This window comes from Enhygromyxa salina, from assembly GCF_002994615.1.
In the GTDB taxonomy this organism is placed as follows: Bacteria; Myxococcota_A; Polyangia; order Nannocystales; family Nannocystaceae; genus Plesiocystis; species Plesiocystis salina_A.
Genome location: NZ_PVNK01000018.1, coordinates 1 through 19534, shown reverse-complemented (window position 1 = coordinate 19534; position 19534 = coordinate 1). Strand labels below are relative to the sequence as shown.

15 protein-coding genes are annotated in these 19534 nt (G+C 69.9%); 4 read left to right on the top strand and 11 right to left on the bottom strand.

What is annotated here, in order from left to right; genetic code table 11:
- Window positions 1-282: 282 nt before the first annotated feature.
- The 3 genes from ENSA5_RS02225 to ENSA5_RS02215 form a co-directional block, all read right to left on the bottom strand.
- Window positions 283-1566 (bottom strand): ATP-binding protein, encoded by a 1284-nt coding sequence (locus ENSA5_RS02225; protein WP_106389899.1) that lies wholly within the window; start codon window positions 1564-1566, stop codon window positions 283-285.
- A gap of 118 nt (window positions 1567-1684) precedes the next feature.
- Window positions 1685-3049 carry a protein kinase domain-containing protein gene (locus ENSA5_RS02220; RefSeq protein ID WP_106389898.1) on the bottom strand — a complete coding sequence of 455 codons (1365 nt, stop codon included), beginning with the start codon at window positions 3047-3049 and terminating at the stop codon, window positions 1685-1687.
- Window positions 3050-3116: 67 nt separating this feature from the next.
- Window positions 3117-5135: a protein kinase domain-containing protein gene (locus ENSA5_RS02215; protein ID WP_181197222.1), complete on the bottom strand. Its 2019-nt coding sequence runs from the start codon at window positions 5133-5135 to the stop codon at window positions 3117-3119.
- Window positions 5136-5579: 444 nt separating this feature from the next.
- Between ENSA5_RS02215 and ENSA5_RS02210 the strand changes: the two genes are divergently transcribed.
- Window positions 5580-6596 (top strand): Rpn family recombination-promoting nuclease/putative transposase, encoded by a 1017-nt coding sequence (locus ENSA5_RS02210; RefSeq protein WP_106389896.1) that lies wholly within the window; start codon window positions 5580-5582, stop codon window positions 6594-6596.
- A gap of 12 nt (window positions 6597-6608) precedes the next feature.
- On the opposite strand, the gene ENSA5_RS02205 is transcribed toward ENSA5_RS02210, so the two are convergent.
- Both ENSA5_RS02205 and serC read right to left on the bottom strand, forming a co-directional pair.
- Window positions 6609-7319 carry a suppressor of fused domain protein gene (locus ENSA5_RS02205; protein WP_181197220.1) on the bottom strand — a complete coding sequence of 237 codons (711 nt, stop codon included), beginning with the start codon at window positions 7317-7319 and terminating at the stop codon, window positions 6609-6611.
- Window positions 7316-8461, bottom strand: coding sequence for a 3-phosphoserine/phosphohydroxythreonine transaminase (gene serC / locus ENSA5_RS02200; RefSeq protein WP_106389894.1), 1146 nt, complete (start codon window positions 8459-8461; stop codon window positions 7316-7318). Before serC ends, ENSA5_RS02205 begins: the two co-directional genes overlap by 4 nt.
- Before the next feature lie 64 nt (window positions 8462-8525).
- On the opposite strand from serC, the gene ENSA5_RS02195 reads away from it, so the two are divergent.
- Window positions 8526-9101, top strand: coding sequence for a peptidylprolyl isomerase (locus tag ENSA5_RS02195; RefSeq protein ID WP_308726528.1), 576 nt, complete (start codon window positions 8526-8528; stop codon window positions 9099-9101).
- 37 nt (window positions 9102-9138) lie between these two features.
- Here ENSA5_RS02195 and ENSA5_RS02190 read toward each other — a convergent pair whose 3' ends face one another.
- Both ENSA5_RS02190 and ENSA5_RS02185 read right to left on the bottom strand, forming a co-directional pair.
- Entirely contained in the window at window positions 9139-10845 is a 1707-nt protein-coding gene (locus ENSA5_RS02190; RefSeq protein ID WP_181197218.1) for a DUF1287 domain-containing protein, read from the bottom strand.
- 11 nt (window positions 10846-10856) lie between these two features.
- Window positions 10857-12776 (bottom strand): hypothetical protein, encoded by a 1920-nt coding sequence (locus ENSA5_RS02185; protein WP_106389891.1) that lies wholly within the window; start codon window positions 12774-12776, stop codon window positions 10857-10859.
- A gap of 207 nt (window positions 12777-12983) precedes the next feature.
- On the opposite strand from ENSA5_RS02185, the gene ENSA5_RS02180 reads away from it, so the two are divergent.
- On the top strand, window positions 12984-14267 hold the full coding sequence (locus tag ENSA5_RS02180) for a DUF4215 domain-containing protein (protein ID WP_258182701.1): 1284 nt from the start codon (window positions 12984-12986) through the stop codon (window positions 14265-14267).
- Window positions 14268-14589: 322 nt separating this feature from the next.
- On the opposite strand, the gene ENSA5_RS02175 is transcribed toward ENSA5_RS02180, so the two are convergent.
- The 4 genes from ENSA5_RS02175 to ENSA5_RS02160 form a co-directional block, all read right to left on the bottom strand.
- Window positions 14590-15435: an HvfC family peptide modification chaperone gene (locus tag ENSA5_RS02175; protein ID WP_106389890.1), complete on the bottom strand. Its 846-nt coding sequence runs from the start codon at window positions 15433-15435 to the stop codon at window positions 14590-14592.
- Window positions 15425-16327 carry an MbnB/TglH/ChrH family RiPP precursor modification enzyme gene (locus tag ENSA5_RS02170; RefSeq protein WP_106389889.1) on the bottom strand — a complete coding sequence of 301 codons (903 nt, stop codon included), beginning with the start codon at window positions 16325-16327 and terminating at the stop codon, window positions 15425-15427. Before ENSA5_RS02170 ends, ENSA5_RS02175 begins: the two co-directional genes overlap by 11 nt.
- 108 nt (window positions 16328-16435) lie before the next feature.
- Entirely contained in the window at window positions 16436-16732 is a 297-nt protein-coding gene (locus tag ENSA5_RS36850; protein WP_181197216.1) for a hypothetical protein, read from the bottom strand.
- Between the two features lie 269 nt (window positions 16733-17001).
- Entirely contained in the window at window positions 17002-18516 is a 1515-nt protein-coding gene (locus tag ENSA5_RS02160) for a M61 metallopeptidase family protein (RefSeq protein WP_106389888.1), read from the bottom strand.
- A gap of 79 nt (window positions 18517-18595) precedes the next feature.
- Between ENSA5_RS02160 and ENSA5_RS02155 the strand changes: the two genes are divergently transcribed.
- On the top strand, window positions 18596-19534 hold a 939-nt coding region (locus tag ENSA5_RS02155; RefSeq protein WP_181197214.1), incomplete at its 3' end, for a spinster family MFS transporter.

Genomic DNA, 19534 nt, shown 5'->3' with positions numbered 1-19534 from the left:
GCGGTCGGGACCAGGGCGAGGGGGACGAGGGGCGAGAGCAGCGAGGCGGCGCGGGGCACCGGGATAAGGTGACAGCGGCAGGGGGGCGGGTCCAGTCGCGGCCCGAGAAACGCGCGAACCCTGCGCGCAGCCCGTCCCACGGACGCAGGAACCCAATGTTCGAGCACGCCTCTCGAGCCCCCTTTAGGGGACATCTCGGAGCTCACCGAGGGAGGGAGGGAGCGAAGCGAGCGAGCGGCCGCTTGCGGCCGCGGGTGGCAAAATTGCGGACGGCCGCGGGGGTCATGGACGATCTCGGTTGAGGACCTCGCGCACGGCTTGTTTGAGCCTGGTCATGTTGAAGGGCTTGTCCAGCATCGCGTCGGCCCAGCCCGTCCAGGGGTCGTCATCGTCCTGGCTGTGACCGGACGCGATCATCAGCCGGATCTGCGGCCAGCGCTCGCGGACGCGCCGGGCGAGCTCGCGGCCCCTCATTCGTGGCATGACGACGTCGGTCAGCAGCAGATCCACGCGGCCCTCGCGTTGGTCGAGGAGCTCGAGCGCCGCGAACCCGTCGGCGGCCGCGAGCGGGTGGTAGCCGAGCTTCGACAGCATGCGCGTGGTGACGGAGCGCAAGACCGGGTCGTCGTCGACCACGAGGATGGTCTGGCCGTCGCCGAATCCGGCCGAGGCCCGGCGCGCGACCGAGCGGGCCTGTTCGGTCCCGGCCGGGAGTTCGGCGAGCAGCGGCAAGTAGACTCGTACCTCCGTCCCGCGCCCGACGACGCTGGAGATGCGGACTTCGCCGCCGCTTTGTCGGACGAGGCCGTGGACCGCTGCGAGGCCGAGCCCAGTCCCTTCACGGGTCTTCTTGGTCGTGAAGAAGGGCTCGAATACACGCTCGAGCAGCTCGGGCTGGATCCCGCCGCCGACGTCGCTGACGCGGATCAGCGTCGCGGGCCGCTCGGCGAGGGCCGCGGGCGCGTGCCCGGGTCCGACCACGGTCACGGCCACGGTCACGCGTCCGCCCTCGGGCATGGCCTCGCCAGCGTTGCGGACGAGGTTGGCGAGGAGCTGCTCGAGCTGAGCCCGGTCGCTCATGACGGTCGTCGGGCCCGGCGCCCGCTCGACGACGAGCTCGTGGCGCGGGTCGAGGAGGCCACGGAAGGTCTGCTCGAGCTCGACGACCGCCTCGCCGACGTCGAGCTCGACCGGGTGCCCGATCTCGTGCCGGGCGAAGGCGAGGAGCTGACGGGTGAGCTCGGTCGCGCGCTCGGTCGCCGAGAGGATCGCGTCGAGATCCTCGCCGATGTCCGAGTCCTCGGGCAGCTTGTAGCCCGCGAGCTCGGCGTTGCTGGTGACGATCGAGAGCAGGTTGTTGAAGTCGTGGGCGACGCTGCCCGCGAGCAACGCGAGGCTGTCGAGCTTTTGGGTCTGGCGCAGCTCGTCGTCGAGGGCCTTGCGCCTGGCGGCGTCTTCGAGCGCGGCCTCGAGCTCATGGATGCGTGCGCGCGCGCGCGTGAGCTCGTCGGACTCGCGGCCGGTGGCGGACGCGGGGGAGTCTTCCGAATTGGGCGTTTCGATCATTCGAGTTCGGCGCTCAGGCGTCCTCGGCCTCTACCCAGGCCTCTACCCAGGATAGGCGCGCGGACGCGACGTGGGTAGGAACTTGTGAATCAACTTTGCGCGCGGCGCGGGACCGCGCTCAGTCTTCGCCGAGGCGTCGGGCGAGGGTTTGTACGAACTGCGCGACCCACGGGTTCCAGCGACCGATCTCGCGCTCGAACACGGCGCCAGTGATCGAATAGAGGGTCACGTCGGTCAGCGCGCGGACCGTGGCCGTGCGCGGTGAACCGGCGAGGATCGCGGTCTCACCGAAGACCTCGCCGGCCTCCATGACCCGCAGGACCCGCCGCTCGCCGCTCTCTTCGCGGGTGACCTCGCAGCGGCCCTCGATGATGATGTAGGCCGCGTCGGCGAGTTCACCCTGGCGCACGACGACGTCGCCAGCCGCGACCGAGACCGACTCGAACTCCCAGCCGCCGCCGCGAAGATAGCGGGTCAGGGCCACGGCCAGGGCCTCGACCGTGGCGAAGCGCTCGCGCGGATCCTCGGCCATGGCCTCGAGCACGATCGCCTCGAGCGCGGGCGGGACGTCGTCGCGCAGGGTCGAGGGCCGCTCGAAGTCGCAGGCCTTGGCCCGACGCAGGGCCTCGTCGCGCGAGCGGTTGGTGAACGGGCCGCGCGCCGTGAGGATGAAATAGAGCACCGCGCCGAGGGCGAACACATCGGTCTGCGCGGTGATCGGGGCGTCGCGGGCCTGCTCCGGGGCCATGAACGCCGGGGTGCCGCCCGTGAACAGATCGGCGTCGCGGATCCACTTGGGCTCCTCGCCGCTGACCTCCTGCGCCTCGCTGTAGGAGGTCGAGCGGATCACCGATTTGTGCGAGAGCGGCTGAACCAGGCCCCAGTCCATCAGGTAGGCCGCGCCGTAGCGCCCGAGCATGATGTTGTGGGGCTTGATGTCGCAGTGGGCGTAGCCGAAGTCGTGGGCCGCAGCGACCGCGCCGCAGATCCGGATGACCGCGTCGATCTGATCGAGCAGCTCGGTCTGGCTGCGCTCCTCGAGCGGCTTGGACCGCACGCGCACGGCCAGATCCTCGCCCTCGACCAGCTTCATCGTGTAGTAGATGCGGTGGCCATCGCGGACCCCGACCTCGTAGACGGGCACGAGGTTGGGGTGGTCGATCTGCGCGGTTACACGGGCCTCGCGCAGGAAATTGGCGACCTGGCTCATGTTGGTCGCGTAGCTGTCGTCGAGCTGTTTGAGCGCGACTGGGCGGCGCAATGAGCGATCGATCGCCAGCCAGACTGAGCCCATTCCGCCACGGCCAACTTCGCGACGCAGCTCCAGGCGCGTGCCGCCCGCGGGGATCGACGCCCGCAGCAGCTGCTCGATCGTCATGGCGTCGTAGTCGAAATTCGACGCGGACTTGGGGCCGGGCTCGGCCACGGTCTCGCTCCCAATGGTCCGCTGATTGTGACCCGGCTCAGTCTTCTTGGCGGTCACCCGCGAATGGTACACGAGGGTCTCCAGGACTTGGGCCTGGGTGGGTACGCAGTGCTGCGCACTTGGCTCACTTTGATGACACGCAAAATGCCCGCGGTGCCGGGTCGCTGATCGCTCGCTCGCTGACCGCGCCGTTCATCATGGTCACGGCCTTGGCCTTGCGGCCGTCGGACTCGCTGCTCCAATAGAGCAGCCGGTCGACGTCGGTGCTGCGGAACTTGTCGAGCTCCGAGACCTTGGCCAGGCGCCACTTTGTCAGGCCGTGCCGCTTGTTGCGTTTGAGCCCGCTACAGTAGGTTTTGGCGCTGCTCCAGGTGCCGTTGGGGCCGCGCGACTTGTGAGTGTAGAGGCTGCCCTGGCGAATGAGATTGCCGAAGTCGATGGGGATCGGCTGGTCGTCGCTGCTGTCGCCTCCGCTGCCGCCCCCGCTGCTGCTGCCCCCGCTGCTGCTGCCCCCGCTGTCCTGGGCCCCGGACGTGTCGTCGGTCTTTTCGTCACCGGTGTCGGCCCCAGTCTCGCCTCCGGACTCGTCGCCCGCGGTGCCCCCGGTCTCGGCCGAGCTCGCCCCGGTCTCGCCGCTGGGAAGATCGGGGATCTCGCCGCCAGCCTCGGCCGCGACGACCGTGCCGGTCTCGCCCGTGGTCTCGCTCTCGCTGTCGGCCTCGGGATCGCCAGTCGCGAACCAACCCTGGGACCAGGCCAGCGCGACGCCGCCACCGAGCAAGCCGACGACGCCGAGCCCGATGAGCCAGCCGACCCACCCACCCTTTCGCTCCTTGGTGGGGGTGTAGGGCCGACTCTCTCGCTCGTTGAAGGTCCGTGCCCCCATCGACCAGCTCTGGTCGGGGTCTGGCGGGGGGCCCAGCTCCGACGACCAGGTGTTGGGGTCGCTGCCCGACGCGCCGGGCACGGAGCCTGGCTTCGTTCCTGGTTTGGACACGCTCGTCTGGCCGCGGGGTGGCACCGAGGACACCGGAGCGATCGGGCCGGAGGTTGCGATCGTGTTGGCGGTTGCGAATTTGGGCGTGGACAGCGGTCCCGGCGAGGGAGCGCCGCGCGAGGTCGAGGGCCCGGTCGGGACCTGGTCGAGGGCGATCGCCATGGTCTTGCCCGTGCGCACGGGCGCCTGGGGCCGCTCGCCCTCGGCGACGGCCTGCTGAAAGGGGGCGAGCGCGGCGAAGAGCTCCAAGGCGGTGGCGAAGCGGTGCTGCGGCTCCTTGGCCAGGCAGCGGTCGACGACCGCGATCAGCCGGCTGTCGAGCTGGGGCAAGAAGCTGGAGATCGGCGCGTGGTCCTCCATCGAGAGCGCGAGCAGCAGCGCGGCCATGGTCTTGCCGCTGAAGGGCTCGACGCCCGTGAGCGCGCGGTAGAGCATCACGCCCATCGCCCAGATGTCGGTGCGCGCGTCGACGTTGGCGGCCCCGGCCGCCTGCTCCGGCGACATGTACTCGGGCGTGCCCATGACCACGTTGGCGCCGGTCTTGCCGCCGCCGGGATCCTCGGTGAACTTCGAGATCCCGAAGTCCATGAGCTTGACGAGCATCCGCCCGGGCTCGGGCTCGTGGAGGAACACGTTCTCGGGCTTGAGGTCGCGGTGGATGATCCCGGCCGCGTGGGCCGCGGCCAGGCCCTTGAGCGCCTCGCAGATGATCAGGACCGCGAGCGGTGGATCGATGCGCCCTTGCTCGTCGAGCAGCTCGGCGAAGCTGCTGCCCTGCAGCGCCTCCATCACGATGTAGGGCCCGAGCGGGCTCTCGCCGAGATCGAGGATGTCGCAGATGTGCGGGTTGCCGATCCGCCCGGCCGCGGTCGCCTCGTTCTGGAAGCGATGGAGGGTCCGCGGGTTGCGGGCGAACTCCGGGTGCATGAGCTTGATCGCGACCTGCTTGCGGACGCGGAAATTCTCGGCCAGCCACACCGTGCTCATCCCGCCCTCGCCGAGCTGACGGACGAAGCGGAAGCGATTGTCCAGGACTCGACCCTCGAGGGGCAGCAAGCGATTGGTGTTAGGACAGACGAGGACTTCCTCGGGGTGCGCCGCCCCGCAGTGAGGGCACGGCGGCAGCGGCTGCCCGGGATCGGCCATGGACGGCAGGTTATAGTCCTTTTCTGGGGGCCGCCAGCCCCGCGGCTGCTCCGGAGCCGGCAACCTCGGCCGTTTGGGCCTCGGACCGCGCCGAGGCCGCTTTTTCCGCTCCATGCTCACCCCGATGCCTTGGTTCAGGGTGGTCTCGTGTTCGTCGGTCCTGGTCCTGACCGGCCTGTCGTGGCGACTCGGGCGGCGAGGGCTCGACGACGCAGACGCCGAGCTCGACCGGCGATGGCGATGAGACCGGCGGCATGGACGGCGACGGGGACGGGGACACGGGCGACGGGGCGACGATCCCGGCGACGGGGACGGGGACGGGGACGGGGACGGCGACGATGGCGTGGGGCGCCAACCCGCGAACATGTTCGAGGTCGACCTCGAACATGCTCACGGGTCTCTTGACCGGGTTCGTGATAGCTGCGTTGCGTACTGGATCGCGCCATGACTTCTCGACCCCACGATGCCCTGTTCAAAGCTGCGTTCGAGACACCTGCCCACGCCAGCGCCCTCTTTCGGGGCATCTTCCCGACTGAAGCCACCACCGCGATCGACTGGGGCTCGGTCACCCCTGAGCCCGGCTCCTTCATCGACCCCGAGCTCAACGACAGCCACAGTGACCTGCTGTTTTCGGTTCAATTGGCCGGGCGCAAAGCGCTCCTCTACCTGCTTCTCGAGCACCAAAGCACCGTCGCGCCCGACATGCCCTTGCGCATGAATGACTACCTGACGCGGATCTGGAAGCGCCACCAAAAAAGGCATGATCGCCACGTCGAGCTCCCGCTCATTCTCCCCGCCGTGGTCAGTCACGATCCGCGCGGCTGGAGGTCGCCGCGCTCTCTCCACGAGCTCGTGAAACCCCGCCCTGCGTCAATCCCCGGAGTCGCCGCGCGGGTCCCGAACCTCTCGATGCTCGTCCTCGACCTCGTCGACGCCGACGACGACGCGCTGCGCGACTGGGCGCTCGATGCGTTCCCCAAGCTCGCCTTGGTGTTTCTCCGCGATGGTCGCAACCCCGAGCGCTTGAGGCGAGACTTCGACCGGTGGCGAGACGGGTTCGTCGAGGTCCTCCGCGCCCCCCACGGCGCCGACGCCGTCGCGCAGGTGCTGCGTTACGTCGCCCTGGTCACGGGCGACATGCAGTTCCAAGATTTTCGTGAGACCATTCAATCACAGCTTCCCGAGCTACGAGAGATCGCCATGACCATCGCTGAGGAACTCCGTCAAGAAGGTCGCCAAGAGGGTCGCCAAGAGGGGCGCCAAGAGGGTCGCCAAGAGGGTCGCCAAGAGGGGCGCCAAGCCGAGCGCGCCGAGCTGCTCGTCAAGCAGCTCACTTTGAAATTCGGCGAGCTTCCGCCCGAGCTCGTCGCTCGGATCCAGGCCACCGCGTACGAACAGCTCGAGGGGTTCATCGGCCGGGTCCTGACCGCCGCGTCGATCACGGAGATCTTTGACGACTGAGCTCGAGACCCGTCAGAGCTGAATGCCGAGGCGGTAGCGGGTCAGGATCTTGCTGCGCTCGGGATCTTCGCCAAACGACCCGCGCCGGGGATCGGTGACCGCCATCGGCGAGAGCTCGGCGATGCAGGCGACCAGATCCCCGAGCTCGAGCTCACCGAGGATCGCCAGCTCGTCGGGCGTGACGCCGAACAGGCGCAAGAACAGCACCGAGCCGTGGACGGTCTCGATCTTGCCGAGCCCGGGATCGGGCACGCAGATCAGCCCGCTCAGCTCGCAGCCCTCGGGCCCGTCGCTGTCACCGGGCACGAGCGAGGCCCCGAGGTCGATCGCGTGGCCCGAGTCGAAGCCCTCGCGGGTCGAGAGCACGTGATGTCCGACGCCCTGCAGCAGCCGCAGCGGCCAGGCCGGCGGGCGCGAGTTGCCGTTTTGTCCGGGCACCGGGGGGACGCGCAGGGTCATCTCGAAGCCGAAGCCCGAGAGGTCCGGGTCGTCGGAGCTCTTCTCGAACAGCTCGGTCAGCCCGTAGGTCACGTAGAGCCAGCCGTCGGGCGCGCTCGTGCGCCACACGGTCACGGCCGGCAAGGGGGTCGGCGTGTCGAGCTCGTAGGGCGTGTGGCTGGTGAACTGGTGCGGGGTCTGTCCGCCAAAGTGCTGACCGACCCAGCGATCGATCACGTCCCAGCCCGGGGCCTCGATGTCTTCGTTGTCCTCGTCGTCGGTCATTGCGTGCGCTCGAACTCTCGCATGAACTCGCATAGCGCGGTCACGCCCTCGGGCGGGAAGGCGTTGTAGATCGAGGCCCGACAGCCGCCGACCGAGCGGTGGCCTTTGAGGCCAGCAAAGCCCGCCGCGGCGGCCGCTGTGACGAAGCGCTTGGTCAGCGCCTCGCGCTCGTCGTCGGGGGCGCCGCCGAGGGTCCAGACCACGTTCATGCGCGAGCGTGAGCCGGGCTTGGCCTTGGCGGTGAACAGCGATGACGCGTCGAGCGCCGCGTAGAGCGCGTCGGCCTTGCCCTGGTTGCGTGTGGCCATCGCCGTGACCCCGCCGTTGTCGCGGACCCACTCGAGCACGAGCTGCAAGACCAGCACTCCGAAGGTGTTCGGTGTGTTGTAGAGCCCGCCCTTGGCCGCGTGGGTGGCGTAGCGGAGGATCCCCGGCACGCCGGCCGGGCTCGGCTGCTGCGCGGCCCACTCGCGCTGGTACCAGACCAGCGTGACGCCCGAGGGGCCGAGGTTCTTCTGGGCGCCCGCGTAGCCGAGGGTCGCGCGCTCGAGGCCGAAGGGGCGGCTGCCGATGTTGCTGCTCGCGTCGACGAAGAGCGGCGCGTCGACGTCCGGGAGCTGCTCGAACTCGGTCCCGAAGATCGTGTTGTTCGACGTGACGTGGACGTAGCTGCTTGCTGCGGGCAGGGCCTCGGGCAGCGCGGGGATGTGGTCGTAGCCGCTGGCCTTCGAGCTCGCGATCACGGCGGTCTCGTGCCCGCGGGTCTCGGCGAGGGTGACGCTCTCCTTGATCGCCTTGGCCGACCACGCGCCAGTGTCGACGTAGCAGGCCACCCGCTTGGGCACGGCGAAGTTGAGCGGGATCATCGCGAACTGGAGCGACGCCCCCCCCTGCAGGAGCAGGACCTCGCAGCTTTCGGGGACGCCGAGGACCTCGTGAACCAGCGCGACCGCCTTGGCGTGGATCGCCGCGAAGTCGGCCCCGCGGTGCGAAATCTCCAGCAGCGAGAGGCCGATGCCCTCGCCGTCGTCGGCGTGCGCGTTGGTCCGCAGCTCACGGACCGCCGAAGCGGCGCGCTCGAACACTTCAGGCGGAAGGATCGCCGGGCCCGCCGAAAAATTGTAGATCCGTGACGCTGCCATGGTCGGAAGGTACCTGGCTCGTGTCCCTAGATCGAGACCGGCTGGAGTGGTAGCGTCCGTCGCCGTGGCGCATCGCACCAGCTTCCCCCCGGTTCAGGAACTCGTCCCCGGCGACGGCAGGTTGACTGCCACCTTCCACACCACCTCGGGTGATTTCACCATTGAGCTGCTGGAGGGCGTGGCCCCCAACACGGTCTCGAACTTCGTGGGGCTGGCGACGGGCAAGGGCGACTGGATCGACCCGGTCTCGGGCTCGCCGGGCACCGGCCGCTACTACGACGGGGTCATCTTTCACCGGGTCATCGCCGGGTTCATGCTCCAAGGTGGAGACCGCACGGGAACCGGTCGGGGCGGCCCGGGCTACACCTTCGACGACGAGCCGCACCCCGAGGCCCGCCACGACAGCGCCGGGGTCCTGTCGATGGCCAACGCCGGGCGCCGTGGTGGGCGCGGGACCAACGGCAGCCAGTTCTTCGTGACCCTGGGTCCAACCCCGCACCTCGACGGCAAGCACACCGTGTTCGGGCGGGTCATCGACGGCCTCGATGTCGTCAAGGCGATCGGCAGCACGCGGACGGCGGCGGGCGACCGCCCGATCCAGGACGTGCGCATCGAGACCATCGACGTCGCCCGGGGCTGAGTTTGCGGGCCTGAGTCTGCGGGCCTGAATCCGGCGCTCAGCCCGGCAGGGCCCAGCGCGACGCGAGCTCGGCGAGGGCTGGACGCGGGAGGCTGACGAGGACCGCCCCAGGCTCGAGCCAGGCGGCGAGCTGGTCGAGGTCGTCTCCGGCCATGGCCGTGCAGCCCGTCACAGGGCTCTGCGCGTCCTTCCAGCGGTGCAAGAAGATGCAGCTGCCGGCCTCGGTCACCCGCGCGAGGTTGTGCTCGACGACGATCGCTAGCTCGTAGTAGCGGCGCATCGGCTCGGCGCTGCCCCAGTCTTCGGGCGTCGTCGCGCTGTCGACGATCTGGTTGTAGTGCTGCGAGTTGGCGTCGTCGACACAGCGCAGCGTCGGCGACTCGCTGGTGTAGCGCAGCTGGGTTGGCGGCGCGGTCTCGGCTCGGCCCCAGGCGTCGCCGATCGCGAACACGCCCGCGGGCGAGCGCCCGTCGCCCTCGCGCTTGGTCGGGCCCGCGAGCTCGGCGGGCGGGCCGTCGCCGTGAAGCCCCCGGCCCCACGCGAGCCCCGAGTGACCGAGCACGACCGGGAACGCGGCGCCGACCGGTCGCCACGGGCCGCCAGACGAGTCTCGCTCAAAGCGGCGAGCCTCGCCGTGGAATCCATCCCAGCTCTCGCCGACGACCACGACCAGCTGTCGAACATCCGCGGAGATCGGGCTGGGGCTCAGACAGTCGTTGGTGGTCGGGGGCACGCGGAAGCGGTCGGTGAGCTCGACCGCGCCGAGCAGATCCATGAACGCGGTCTCGTAGCCGTCGGTCCAGTTGTTGGCGACCAGCAGCCGGCCCTCGTCGCCGCGACGATCCCCGATTACGCCGATGTGATCCGGGCCCTTGCGACTGGGGATCGTGTCCATGAACACGACGTCGCCGGGCCGGGCCGCCTCGTCGTCGGCGAGCGAGGTCCAGTGGGCGCGAAACCACGGCAAGAGCGTGCGGACCCGGCGGTGATCGATGTCGTCGTTGGCTCGCTCGACCATCGGGTAGCGCCAGGGCGCGCGGGCGATGTCCTCGTGGAGCTCGGCCTGGAGGTCAATGCCAGCGTTGCGCAGCGCACGAACGATGACGTCGGTGCAGGCCCCGAGCTCACGCGGGACGTCGCCGCCGGGGTAGGGGATCGCGATGTAGCGCTGGTCGTAGGTGGCCGCGTTGAGCGTGGTCTTGATCGCGCCGAGGTTGATGTCGAGGGGATCGGGGATGCCGTCGCCGTCGAGATCTCCGGGGGGCGGACAGGCGCCAGGTGCGAGGTGGCGCAGCTGCTCGGGCGCGCGCAGGAGCGGCGCGAGCTCGGCGTGGTCGCCCGCGCGGAGCTTGACGCTCACGGTCTTCGACACGCTCAGCGCCCGGCCGCCGTCCTCGACCAGCGGGTACACCTTCACGGGCCAGTCGTCGGCGTAGAGCACGAGCAGGCCGTGGGTGTCGTCGATCCGCGCGAACGCCCGGGCTGGGCTGAGGTCCGGGTCGAGCTCGATCTGAACGCGCGGGTCGAGGTCGGCGAAGATCCCGACGTCCGCGACCCCGAGCGTCGCCTCGGGCTGCGCGGGCTCGGGCTCGGGCTCGGGAGTTGAGGCTTCGAGCGCGGCCGCGGGCGAGCTCGCCGGGCGCGGGTCGGCCGACTCGCCCTCGGGCGCCTGGCTGGTCGGCCGACAGCCGAGCCCGAGCCCGAGCCCGATCAGCGCGAGACCTCCACGCAGGACCCTGTTCACGCTCAGCCTCGTCATCGCGGGTGCCCGTCGACGCGCAGTTGAAACAAGAAGTAGGGCGGCAGACACACGCCCGCGTCCGAGCCCGAGCGGGCGCAGATGTAGTCGTCGCGGCAGGGCGCGTCGACGCTGCACGCTCGCATGCCAGCGGGGGTGGCGGTGTCGACGAGACACTGCGCGAAGGGTCGATCGGCGGCGAGGCAGTCGTTGAAGCCGCGCAGGTTGGGGATGACCCCGCAGGCGCCCTCGGGCCCAGCCGACGCGCAGGCGAACGCGCACATTCCGTCCGGGAACCCGACGCGGTTGTCGTTGCACACGCCCCCGGCGGCGCACGGAGAGGTCTCGATCTTGGTCACGCGATCGCGATGGTGGTCTGCCCGGGCCTTGATCGTGCCGAGCTCGCACACGCCGCCGACCCCCGCCGGGCTCGGCTCGAGGCAGGTCCCGAGCTCCGGATCGGTCAGCGCGGTGCAGCTCAGGCCGGGATCGCAGGTCCAGTCCGCGAACCCCGGGTCGCCGAGGCCACAGCGCGTGCCCCAGCGACCGCGACCGCGCTCGTGCTCGGACAGCAGCCGGACCTCGCTCGGCGGCTCGGCGGCGAGGACCGCCGCGTGCCAGGTCGCGCGTCGCTCGAGCTCGCCCTCGAGGTGCGGCGAGGTGAACACCGCGAGGGCGTCGACGGCCTTGTCGGGATCGCGCTCGGCCCCGAGCAGGTGAAAGCCGGCGATGCTGCGGCTCGCGTGACAGCCTTGGCAGCTCAGCCCGTCGAGGCGGCGCAGCAGGGCCCGCGGCGAGCGGACGGTCTGCATGCCCTCGAACTCGTAGTCGGCGAAGTCGTCGGGGGTAAACAGCTGCGACCACGGGCGGTTGGCGAGGCGCGCGAAGCCTCGCGGGGTGACCGAGGTCGCCGCGGTCGCCAAGAAGCGCTCGGGGACCACGATCGTGCCTGCGTCGAGGCTCGCGCGCTGGTCCGGCGCCACCAGCCAGGCCCGCAGCGCCTCACGGGTCTCGGCGTCACGCGCGAGCCGCTTCACGTCCGGCGTGTTCTCGAGCGGCGCCGCGACCCAGCGGTCACCCTCGCGGTGAAAGACCTCGAGCAGGTACTCGGCGTGACCGGCCATGTCCGGGCGGATCGTCGAGGGCCAACGCTCGGTCTGGACGTTGATCTCGACCGCCTCGAGCAGCGACGCCTCGAGCAGCGCGGGCGCGAGGGCGTGGCCCGGGGCCCGGAGCCAGGAGGCCAGCTCGGCCCCCGCGAGCCCGGGCGGCGCGGCCCAACGGCGCTGGAGCTCGGGGCGCTCGCTCGCGGCGTCGTCGGGTCGCTGCCAGAACACGACGTTGACTGTCATCGGGAGGCGCGAGTCGACGGTCGTGCCCTTTTGCGTCCGAGTGTAGGCGAGGCGATAGATCAGCCGGGTCTCGCCGAAGCTGCGCGGGCCGCCGTCGCCAGTCGTCGCGCGAGCGAAGACCTCGCGATCCATGCGATTGACCACACCGATCAGCTCGAAGCGGGTGTCGTCAGCCGCGAGCCAGGCTGGCTCGAATTGCCGATGGACATGGCGCATGCCGACGCCCGTGTGCCGGGGATCTTCGGCCCGGTCGGCGTCGACGCGCTTGCGCAGGGCGCGTTCGATCGCCGCCAGTGGCCCGGCCCCGTAGCCCGAGGTTGCGACCGCGTCGGGGTGCTCGTGGAGCAGGGCCGCGAGGCTCAGGCCGTGGTCGCGCTCGAGCGCGACGAGGGCCTCGGGGTCGCTGACCAGCAACCGCGGCACGACAGGCGCAGGGCCGGGTTCGGGCTCCGGTTGCGCTTTTGACAGGGGCGTGGCGTCCCGCTCGGGGCTCGCGCTCGTGGTCGTCGGTGCTCGCTCGATCGGCTCGGTCCGGATACATCCGAACAACGCGCAGGACCCGAGCAGCAGCGAACGCAGGTTCACCGTGTGAGCGTATCAAGCCCGCGACTCGCGGGTTTGCGACTCACGCGCTCGCGCGCGCAGGCCAGGCTGGGCAGCAATTGATGGAGCCACGCGCGCGGATGTCTCGGGGTGATCAAATCGTGGGTGACCCGAGTGTTCGGAGCAGGCATGATTGCGCCGCTTGTGTGAATCGGCGTACCTCGATCATCGCCGTCAACGGACCTAGACATGACTCGAATTCAACTCGACCGTTCCTTGTTCCCACTCGCGGCCCTCGGCCTCATGCTCGCGCCGCTCGGCTGCACGACCGAGGAGCCCTCGGGGGGCTCGCTCATCACGTTCACGAACGGCGACTTTGGCGACGGCGACGGCGACGAGGCCGAGGCCAGCGACGACGGCGGCGGCGACTCCGGTTCACCGCCTAACTGTGGGGACGGCGTTGTCGACTCTGGCGAGGAGTGCGACCTCGGCGAGATGAACAGCGACGCGGGTCAGTGCACGGCGGCGTGCACGATCGCAACCTGTGGCGACGGCAAGGTCTACGAAGGCTTCGAGGAGTGCGACGACGCCAACGACGACAACACCGACGACTGCACGGTGACCTGCGACGCCGCCGTCTGCGGTGACGGCTACGTGCAAGAGGGCGTCGAGGAGTGCGACGACGGCAACGACGACAACGCCGACGGCTGCACGACCGCGTGCGTGACCGGCATGTGCGGCGACGGGATCCTCCAGGCCGGCGAGCAGTGCGACGACGGCAACCTCAACACCGCGGACGACTGCCCCGCCTGCCAGTTCGCGTTTTGCGGCGACGGCTTCGTCCAGGCCGGGGTCGAGGTCTGCGACGACGGCAACATGGAGAGCAACGACGCGTGCATCTCCCCCGCTTGCGTGCCGGCCGAGTGCGGCGACGGCTACGTGCAAGAGGGCGTCGAGGAGTGCGACGACGGCAACCTCGACGACAGCGACGACTGCCCGACCAGCTGCGTCCCGGCGTTTTGCGGCGACGGCTTCACTCAGGCTGGGGTCGAGGAGTGCGACGACGCCAACCTGGTCGACGACGACTTTTGCATGAACGACTGCACGGGCAACGGCTACTACGACGACTTCGAGACCAACGCGCTCAACACCCTGCCGTGGTCGAGCGACGGCAGCGCGATGTGGGCCACGGCCGACACCCAGCCCCACGAGGGCTCCTACGTGGCGGCGAGCGGGACGATCACCAACAGCCAGCAGAGCAACCTCGAGGTCACCCTCGACGTCTCGCAGGCGGGTGAGGTCAGCTTCTGGTACCGCGTCAGCAGCGAGAGCAGCTTCGACTACCTGCGCTTCTACATCGACGACGTCCAGCAGGGGGACGGCTGGTCCGGGACCGTGGCCTGGTCGCAGGCCACCTACCCGGTTAGCGCAGGCAACCACACCTTCCGCTGGACCTACAGCAAGGATGGTTCGGTCAGCAGCGGCTCCGACAAGGTCTGGATCGACGAGGTCTACATCGGGGTGTCCCCGTGAGCGCCGAGGGCTGAGCGCTCAGGGCTGTGGCGGGCAGCGGAGCTCGTTTAGCCGCCGCCAGCTGTCGTTGGGGAGCCCCGTGCGCGTTCACGGCGCCGGCGGCTGGCTCCGCGGGCATCAAAAATTTCAAATTTTCATGACGGGTTCAGCCGCGAGCGGCACTACCACTACTGGTCGCTGGCGTGCTTCTGTCGACGACCTCGAATGTTGCCACCACGTTCGACACACACCGAAGAGACGGCCCTGGCCGTCTCTTCGCCTATTTAAACAGCCCCCGCAGGCGTGAGCAACCCTGCCGCGCAGGGCCGCAAGCGGCCGGTCGCTACGTCGCTTCGCTCGTCCCGCCGAGGAGGATGTGGCGCTCGACGAGATCGGCGAGGGTCAAGGCGGTGACGGAGAGGATCTGATCGTCGAGGGTCTCGCCGGTTGCCTCGCATGCGCCGAACAGGGCCTCGCGGAGGGTCTTGCCGGCGAGGAGCAGGTCGAGGAGGTGGGCTGAGCGGGGCTTGATGTCGACGAAGCGGGGCTGATCGTCGGCGTGGCGGTAGGCGATCACGGCGTGGCCCGCGGGGATCGGGTCGGGCGCGGTGTCGGGGCCGAGCTGCTTGGGGAGGTGGTGGACGGCGAAGCGGGGACGGAGCACGCGGACCGTGGCGTTGCAGGCGATCGGCCGCTCGATGTCGATCTTGTGCTCGTTGAGAGGGGCGACCTCGCGGGGGTCGTTGCGGAGCGTGCGGATCAAGACCTGGTGGGCCGCGAGCTCGCCGAGCCAGCCTGGCAAGGAGGGATCGGCGTCCCAGCGCGGGCGGGCCCAGGCGAGGAACTCGGCTGGGATGTCGCGCAGGTAGACGGTGGTCGGGCCGGGGTCGGCGATGAAGCGGCGGACCTCGGCGTGAAGCCGGTCTTCGCCGAGGCGCGCGGCGGCGCCACCGATGAAGGTCTTGATCGTCCGGTAGAGCCGGGCGTGGACCATCTCGTGGTAGGCGAGGAGGCGCTCGACGCCAGCGCCGAGCATGCCCGCGCGGCTGTCGGGGTCGAGGCCGAGCGCGCCGAGGCCGGCGTCGGGATCTTCGGCGACGCGATCGCGGATCGCGGCGTCGCGGATCACCTGCCCGAGCGCCGACTGAACAACCCGCGGATCCGGGCCTGAGCGCGGATCACCCGACACGCGCGGCCTCCTCCCTGCGCCCGGCCGCGCGGGCGTCGAGGGCCTGGTCGTAGCTGGCCTGGAGCGCCGCGACCTCGTCGAGGAGCTCGGCGAGCGGCGGGATCTTCTTGTCGCGCTCGAGCACGACGGGGACCGGACCGGTGCGCTCGACGACCCAGCGCATGAGCTCGTGAACGGTCGGCTCGGCGGTCGAGCCGTGGTCGTCGAGGTAGAACTCGAAGCGATCCCAGCGGGTGTGCCCGGCGACGTGGAGCTGGACGACGCGATCGATCGGGTACGCGGCGATCATCTCGTGGACGTCGAAGCCAAAGTTCTTGGAGTTGACGTAGACGTTGTTGACGTCGAGCAAGAGGCCGCAGTCGGCCGCCTCGCAGACGAGGTTGACGAACGCGGCCTCGCTCAGCTGCGGCTGGCCGACGGGCAGGTAGTAGGAGATGTTCTCGATCGCCAGCGGTCGCTCGAGGCGATCTTGGGCCTCGCGGATGCGGCCGGCCACGCGCAGGGCCGTGGCCTCGTCGAGGGGCAGCGGCAAGAGATCGTGGAGCACGGCGCCCTGCTCGGTCGAGAAGCACAGGTGGTCGCTGTGCCAGGCCCCGCCGTGGCGGGCGAGGAAAGCGCGGAGGTCGTCGAAGTAGGGCTCGCGCAGGGGCTCGAGCGAGCCGAGCGACATCATCAGGCCGTGGGTGATCAGCCGCGAGCGCTCGGCGATACCCTCGAACAAGCGAAGGCTACGGCCGCCCCGGCGCATGTAGTTCTCGGGGCTGACCTCGAAAAAGGCGACCCGGTCATCGGCGAGGCCCTCGTGGACGCCGGCCATGAATTCTGCGCGCAAGCCAAGGCCGACACCGGTCGGCGTGTTCGAGTCGTGGAGTCGGTCGCGGATGTGGCTCATTGGCTTAGGGCAGCAGGGACGCTAAATAAGAGAGCGCCCGGGGTCGAACAAGACGACCTCGGGCGCAAGTCATGCGGTCAGGTGACCGCGGTTATGAACGTGGGTGACTCAGGCAGCGCCGCTGCAGGAGGCTTCGCCCTCTGCGTCCGCAGCCTCGCCCTCGGCGTCGCCCTCGGCGTCGCCCTCGGCGGCCGCGTCCTCGCCGCTGCAGGAGGCTTCGCCCTCGGCCTCGCCGCTGCACGAAGCTTCGCCTTCGCCTTCGCCTTCGCCTTCGCCAGCCGCGTCGTCGGCGGTGACCTCGTCAGGGTTGGTGGTCTCGCCGCCTTCCTTCTTGCAGCCAGTGAGGGTAAGAGTGCCCGCGCTAAGGATGGCCAGGGTGGCCACGATGTCCTTGAGGTTTGCCATTACTTTCTCCTGTATCCTTCGTCGATCGTCCCGGGGGTTGTGGAGTTGCACGCGAACTTGGTCCGTTTTGGGGAGTTCGGTGGGGGATCCCGGGTCGCTGAGATTGGACGCATCCATATCATGGTCGCGGGCGCACGTCACTGAACATGCGGCCAGAAAATGTGCAAAAGCTCGCCTACCCGGCCAACGTTTTGCGCAGTTGGGCGCGAGTTTCTGAAATTGGGTCTTAGTTGCGCTGTCGGGCGGTTTGTGCGGGTGCGCGATGTTCGTCAGGGCGACCGAGTGTCGTCGAAGAGGCTCGCGCGGACCCGAACTTCGTCGTTTGGGTTAGCGAGCAGACGGAGGCTGCTTCCCTTAATGTCCACGGCGAGGCCGTCGAGGTCCGCGATATCGGCGGGCAGAGACTTGGCTCGGAGGTGGCGCTCGACGATCTTGGACGGAGAGATCTCGACCCGGAGCTCGCCGGCTTCGCGCCAGCGCTCGACCTCGGCCTCCATTCGCGCGATCAGGTCTTCGGCTTGCCAGTGGCGATGGACTGGGGCGAGCTCGGCGAGGAGGATCATGAGGTCGTCGAGCGAGCGGCGGCCCTCGGTCGCGGCCCGGATGCTGCGGTCGAGGTCGAAGGCGACCGCGGCCCCGCCCCAGTACACGCGGGTGTAGCCGCCGCTTCGCCGCATGTTGTCGCTGGCCTTGGCGAGCGTCCGGGTGCCACCGCGGGCCCGGCGAAAGCCCTCGCGCAGGGCCAAGAGCGCGGCGCGGGCTTGCTCGTCGCGGTTGGCGGACGCCGCGAGGACACCCTGACGCGCGCGCAGGATCTGGGTGTAGTAGGTGACGAAGCCCTCGGACATCCATGGATCGTCGATCAAGGGCATGCCGAGGTGGAGCAGCTCGTGGGACGCGACCCACTCGCCCGGGAGCTCGTCGTCTCGGGCGTCTTCGTTGAGGAGCAGCATCGCGCTGCCGCCTCCGCCACGCCGGGCCATGCCGAACATCACCGCGGAGTCGCGCCAGCCGGACGTCGGGATCACGACGAGGGACACGCGATCCCGGGGAAAGCGGCCATAGAGCTCGACGGAGCTCTCGGCGGCGACGCGTAGCCATCGCTCGATCCCGGCGTCGGTCGCCGCTCGCTCGCCGTCGAGGACCGCGACCTCGAACTCGCACTCGCCGACGGTGAACTCGATCGGCTGGTAGTGGCCGAAGGCGATCCAGGCGTTCCAGCCGAAGCTGGTGTGATCGAGGCGCCGCCAGCCGTCCTCGAGGTGGGGCCAGGGGACCGTGGCCGTGACGCCCTCGGGCAGGTCGAAGCGCGCGCGGGCCTCGACCTCGTCGGGCACGAGGCCGGGGCACCACAGCCAGCGATCGGGGGCGACCATGATCGAGTCGCCGCGCCGGGCCGAGTCGCGGCCGCTGGCCCTGGCGGCGGCGGCGAGATCGATCTCGAGGTCGAGGCAGCCGTGCTCCCCGAGGGTCTCGACGACGAAGCCCGAGCCGTCGCGCTCGAGGGCGTCGCCGCCGCGGACCCGGGCGCTGTCGACGAAGGACATCGCGCCGCGCGGGGCTTGGAGGTAGATCGGGCGGGGACCCTCGATGCACAGGGCCAGCTGCATGTGCTCGAGGGCGTCGTCGACGGCGATCTCGTAGGACCAGCGGGGGCTGGGGCCCGAGGCCTCGCGGGGCTCGGGCGCGTGCTCGGCCGGGGCGCTGGCGGGCGCGGGCTGGAGGGCGCAGGCGAGGGTGAGGGCGGTGGCCAGCAGCGCGGCGGTCGAGGGCGGGCGCTTCACGAGGGTTGAGAGTAGGCGCTTCGGGGGGATCTGCACGGCGGTGGCGAAGATCCCCCGCTGGATGTGTCAGCATGCGGCCGTGGGCGAGGCGAGCACCGAGCAGACGACGCGAGCGCACGCGATCTCGGTGCTCGTGGTTCTGACCGCGATCAACTTTCTCAATTACATCGACCGCTACGTGCTCGCGGCGGTGCTCGAGAGCGTGCGCCTGGACTTTGACATCGGCGACGCGGACGCGGGCCTGCTCGGGCTGATGTTCATGGTCGTGTACATGCTCGCGTCGCCCTTCACGGGCTGGCTCGGGGATCGGACCACGCGCAAGTACCTGGTCGCGGGCGGGATCGGGCTGTGGAGCCTGGCGACGGTCGGGAGCGCCTACGCGGACTCGTACGGCGAGATGATGGTGATGCGGGCGCTGGTCGGGGTCGGGGAGGCCGGCTACGCGACGGTGGCCCCGGCGATGATCGCGGATCTCTTCGTGCCGCAAAAGCGCGGGCGGATGTTGGCCTACTTCTATCTGGCGATCCCGGTCGGGTCGGCGCTGGGCTACGTGCTCGGGGGGACGATCGCCGACAATTGGGAGGCGTTGTTTTCTGTCGAGACGGTCGGGATGTTGGGGCTGGGGGAGGCGGCAGATCCAGGCTGGCGGCTGGCCTTCTTGGTCGCGGGGGCGCCGGGCTTGGTGTTTGCGATCGCTGCGCTGGCGCTGCGGGAGCCCGTGCGCGGCGCCAAGGATGGGGACGAGGGCAAGAGCGAGGCGGGGCTGGACAACCCGCTGGTCGCGGTCAAGCGCCTGTTCGCGAGCCCGGGCTGGCGGGCGACGACGGGCGGGATGGTGTTGATGACCTTCACGCTGGGCGGGCTGGCGTTTTGGATGCCGACCTTCTTTCAGCGGGCGCATGGGATGGATCTGGGCTCAGCCGGGACCTTGTTCGGTGGGATCACGGTGGTCGCGGGCTTGCTCGCGACGCTGCTCGGGGGCTGGCTACGAGATCGGGCGTTCGTGCGGGGGCAGGGC

Bases quoted from the DNA above. Each gene is read 5' to 3' on its own strand.
- ENSA5_RS02215 (WP_181197222.1), bottom strand. From the start codon at position 5,135: ATGGCCGATCCCGGGCAGCCGCTGCCGCCGTGCCCTCACTGCGGGGCG.
- ENSA5_RS02205 (WP_181197220.1), bottom strand. From the start codon at position 7,319: ATGACCGACGACGAGGACAACGAAGACATCGAGGCCCCGGGCTGGGAC.
- serC (WP_106389894.1), bottom strand. From the start codon at position 8,461: ATGGCAGCGTCACGGATCTACAATTTTTCGGCGGGCCCGGCGATCCTT.
- ENSA5_RS02170 (WP_106389889.1), bottom strand. From the start codon at position 16,327: ATGAGCCACATCCGCGACCGACTCCACGACTCGAACACGCCGACCGGT.
- ENSA5_RS02180 (WP_258182701.1), top strand. From the start codon at position 12,984: ATGACTCGAATTCAACTCGACCGTTCCTTGTTCCCACTCGCGGCCCTC.
- ENSA5_RS02225 (WP_106389899.1), bottom strand. From the start codon at position 1,566: ATGATCGAAACGCCCAATTCGGAAGACTCCCCCGCGTCCGCCACCGGC.
- ENSA5_RS02210 (WP_106389896.1), top strand. From the start codon at position 5,580: ATGACTTCTCGACCCCACGATGCCCTGTTCAAAGCTGCGTTCGAGACA.
- ENSA5_RS36850 (WP_181197216.1), bottom strand. From the start codon at position 16,732: ATGGCAAACCTCAAGGACATCGTGGCCACCCTGGCCATCCTTAGCGCG.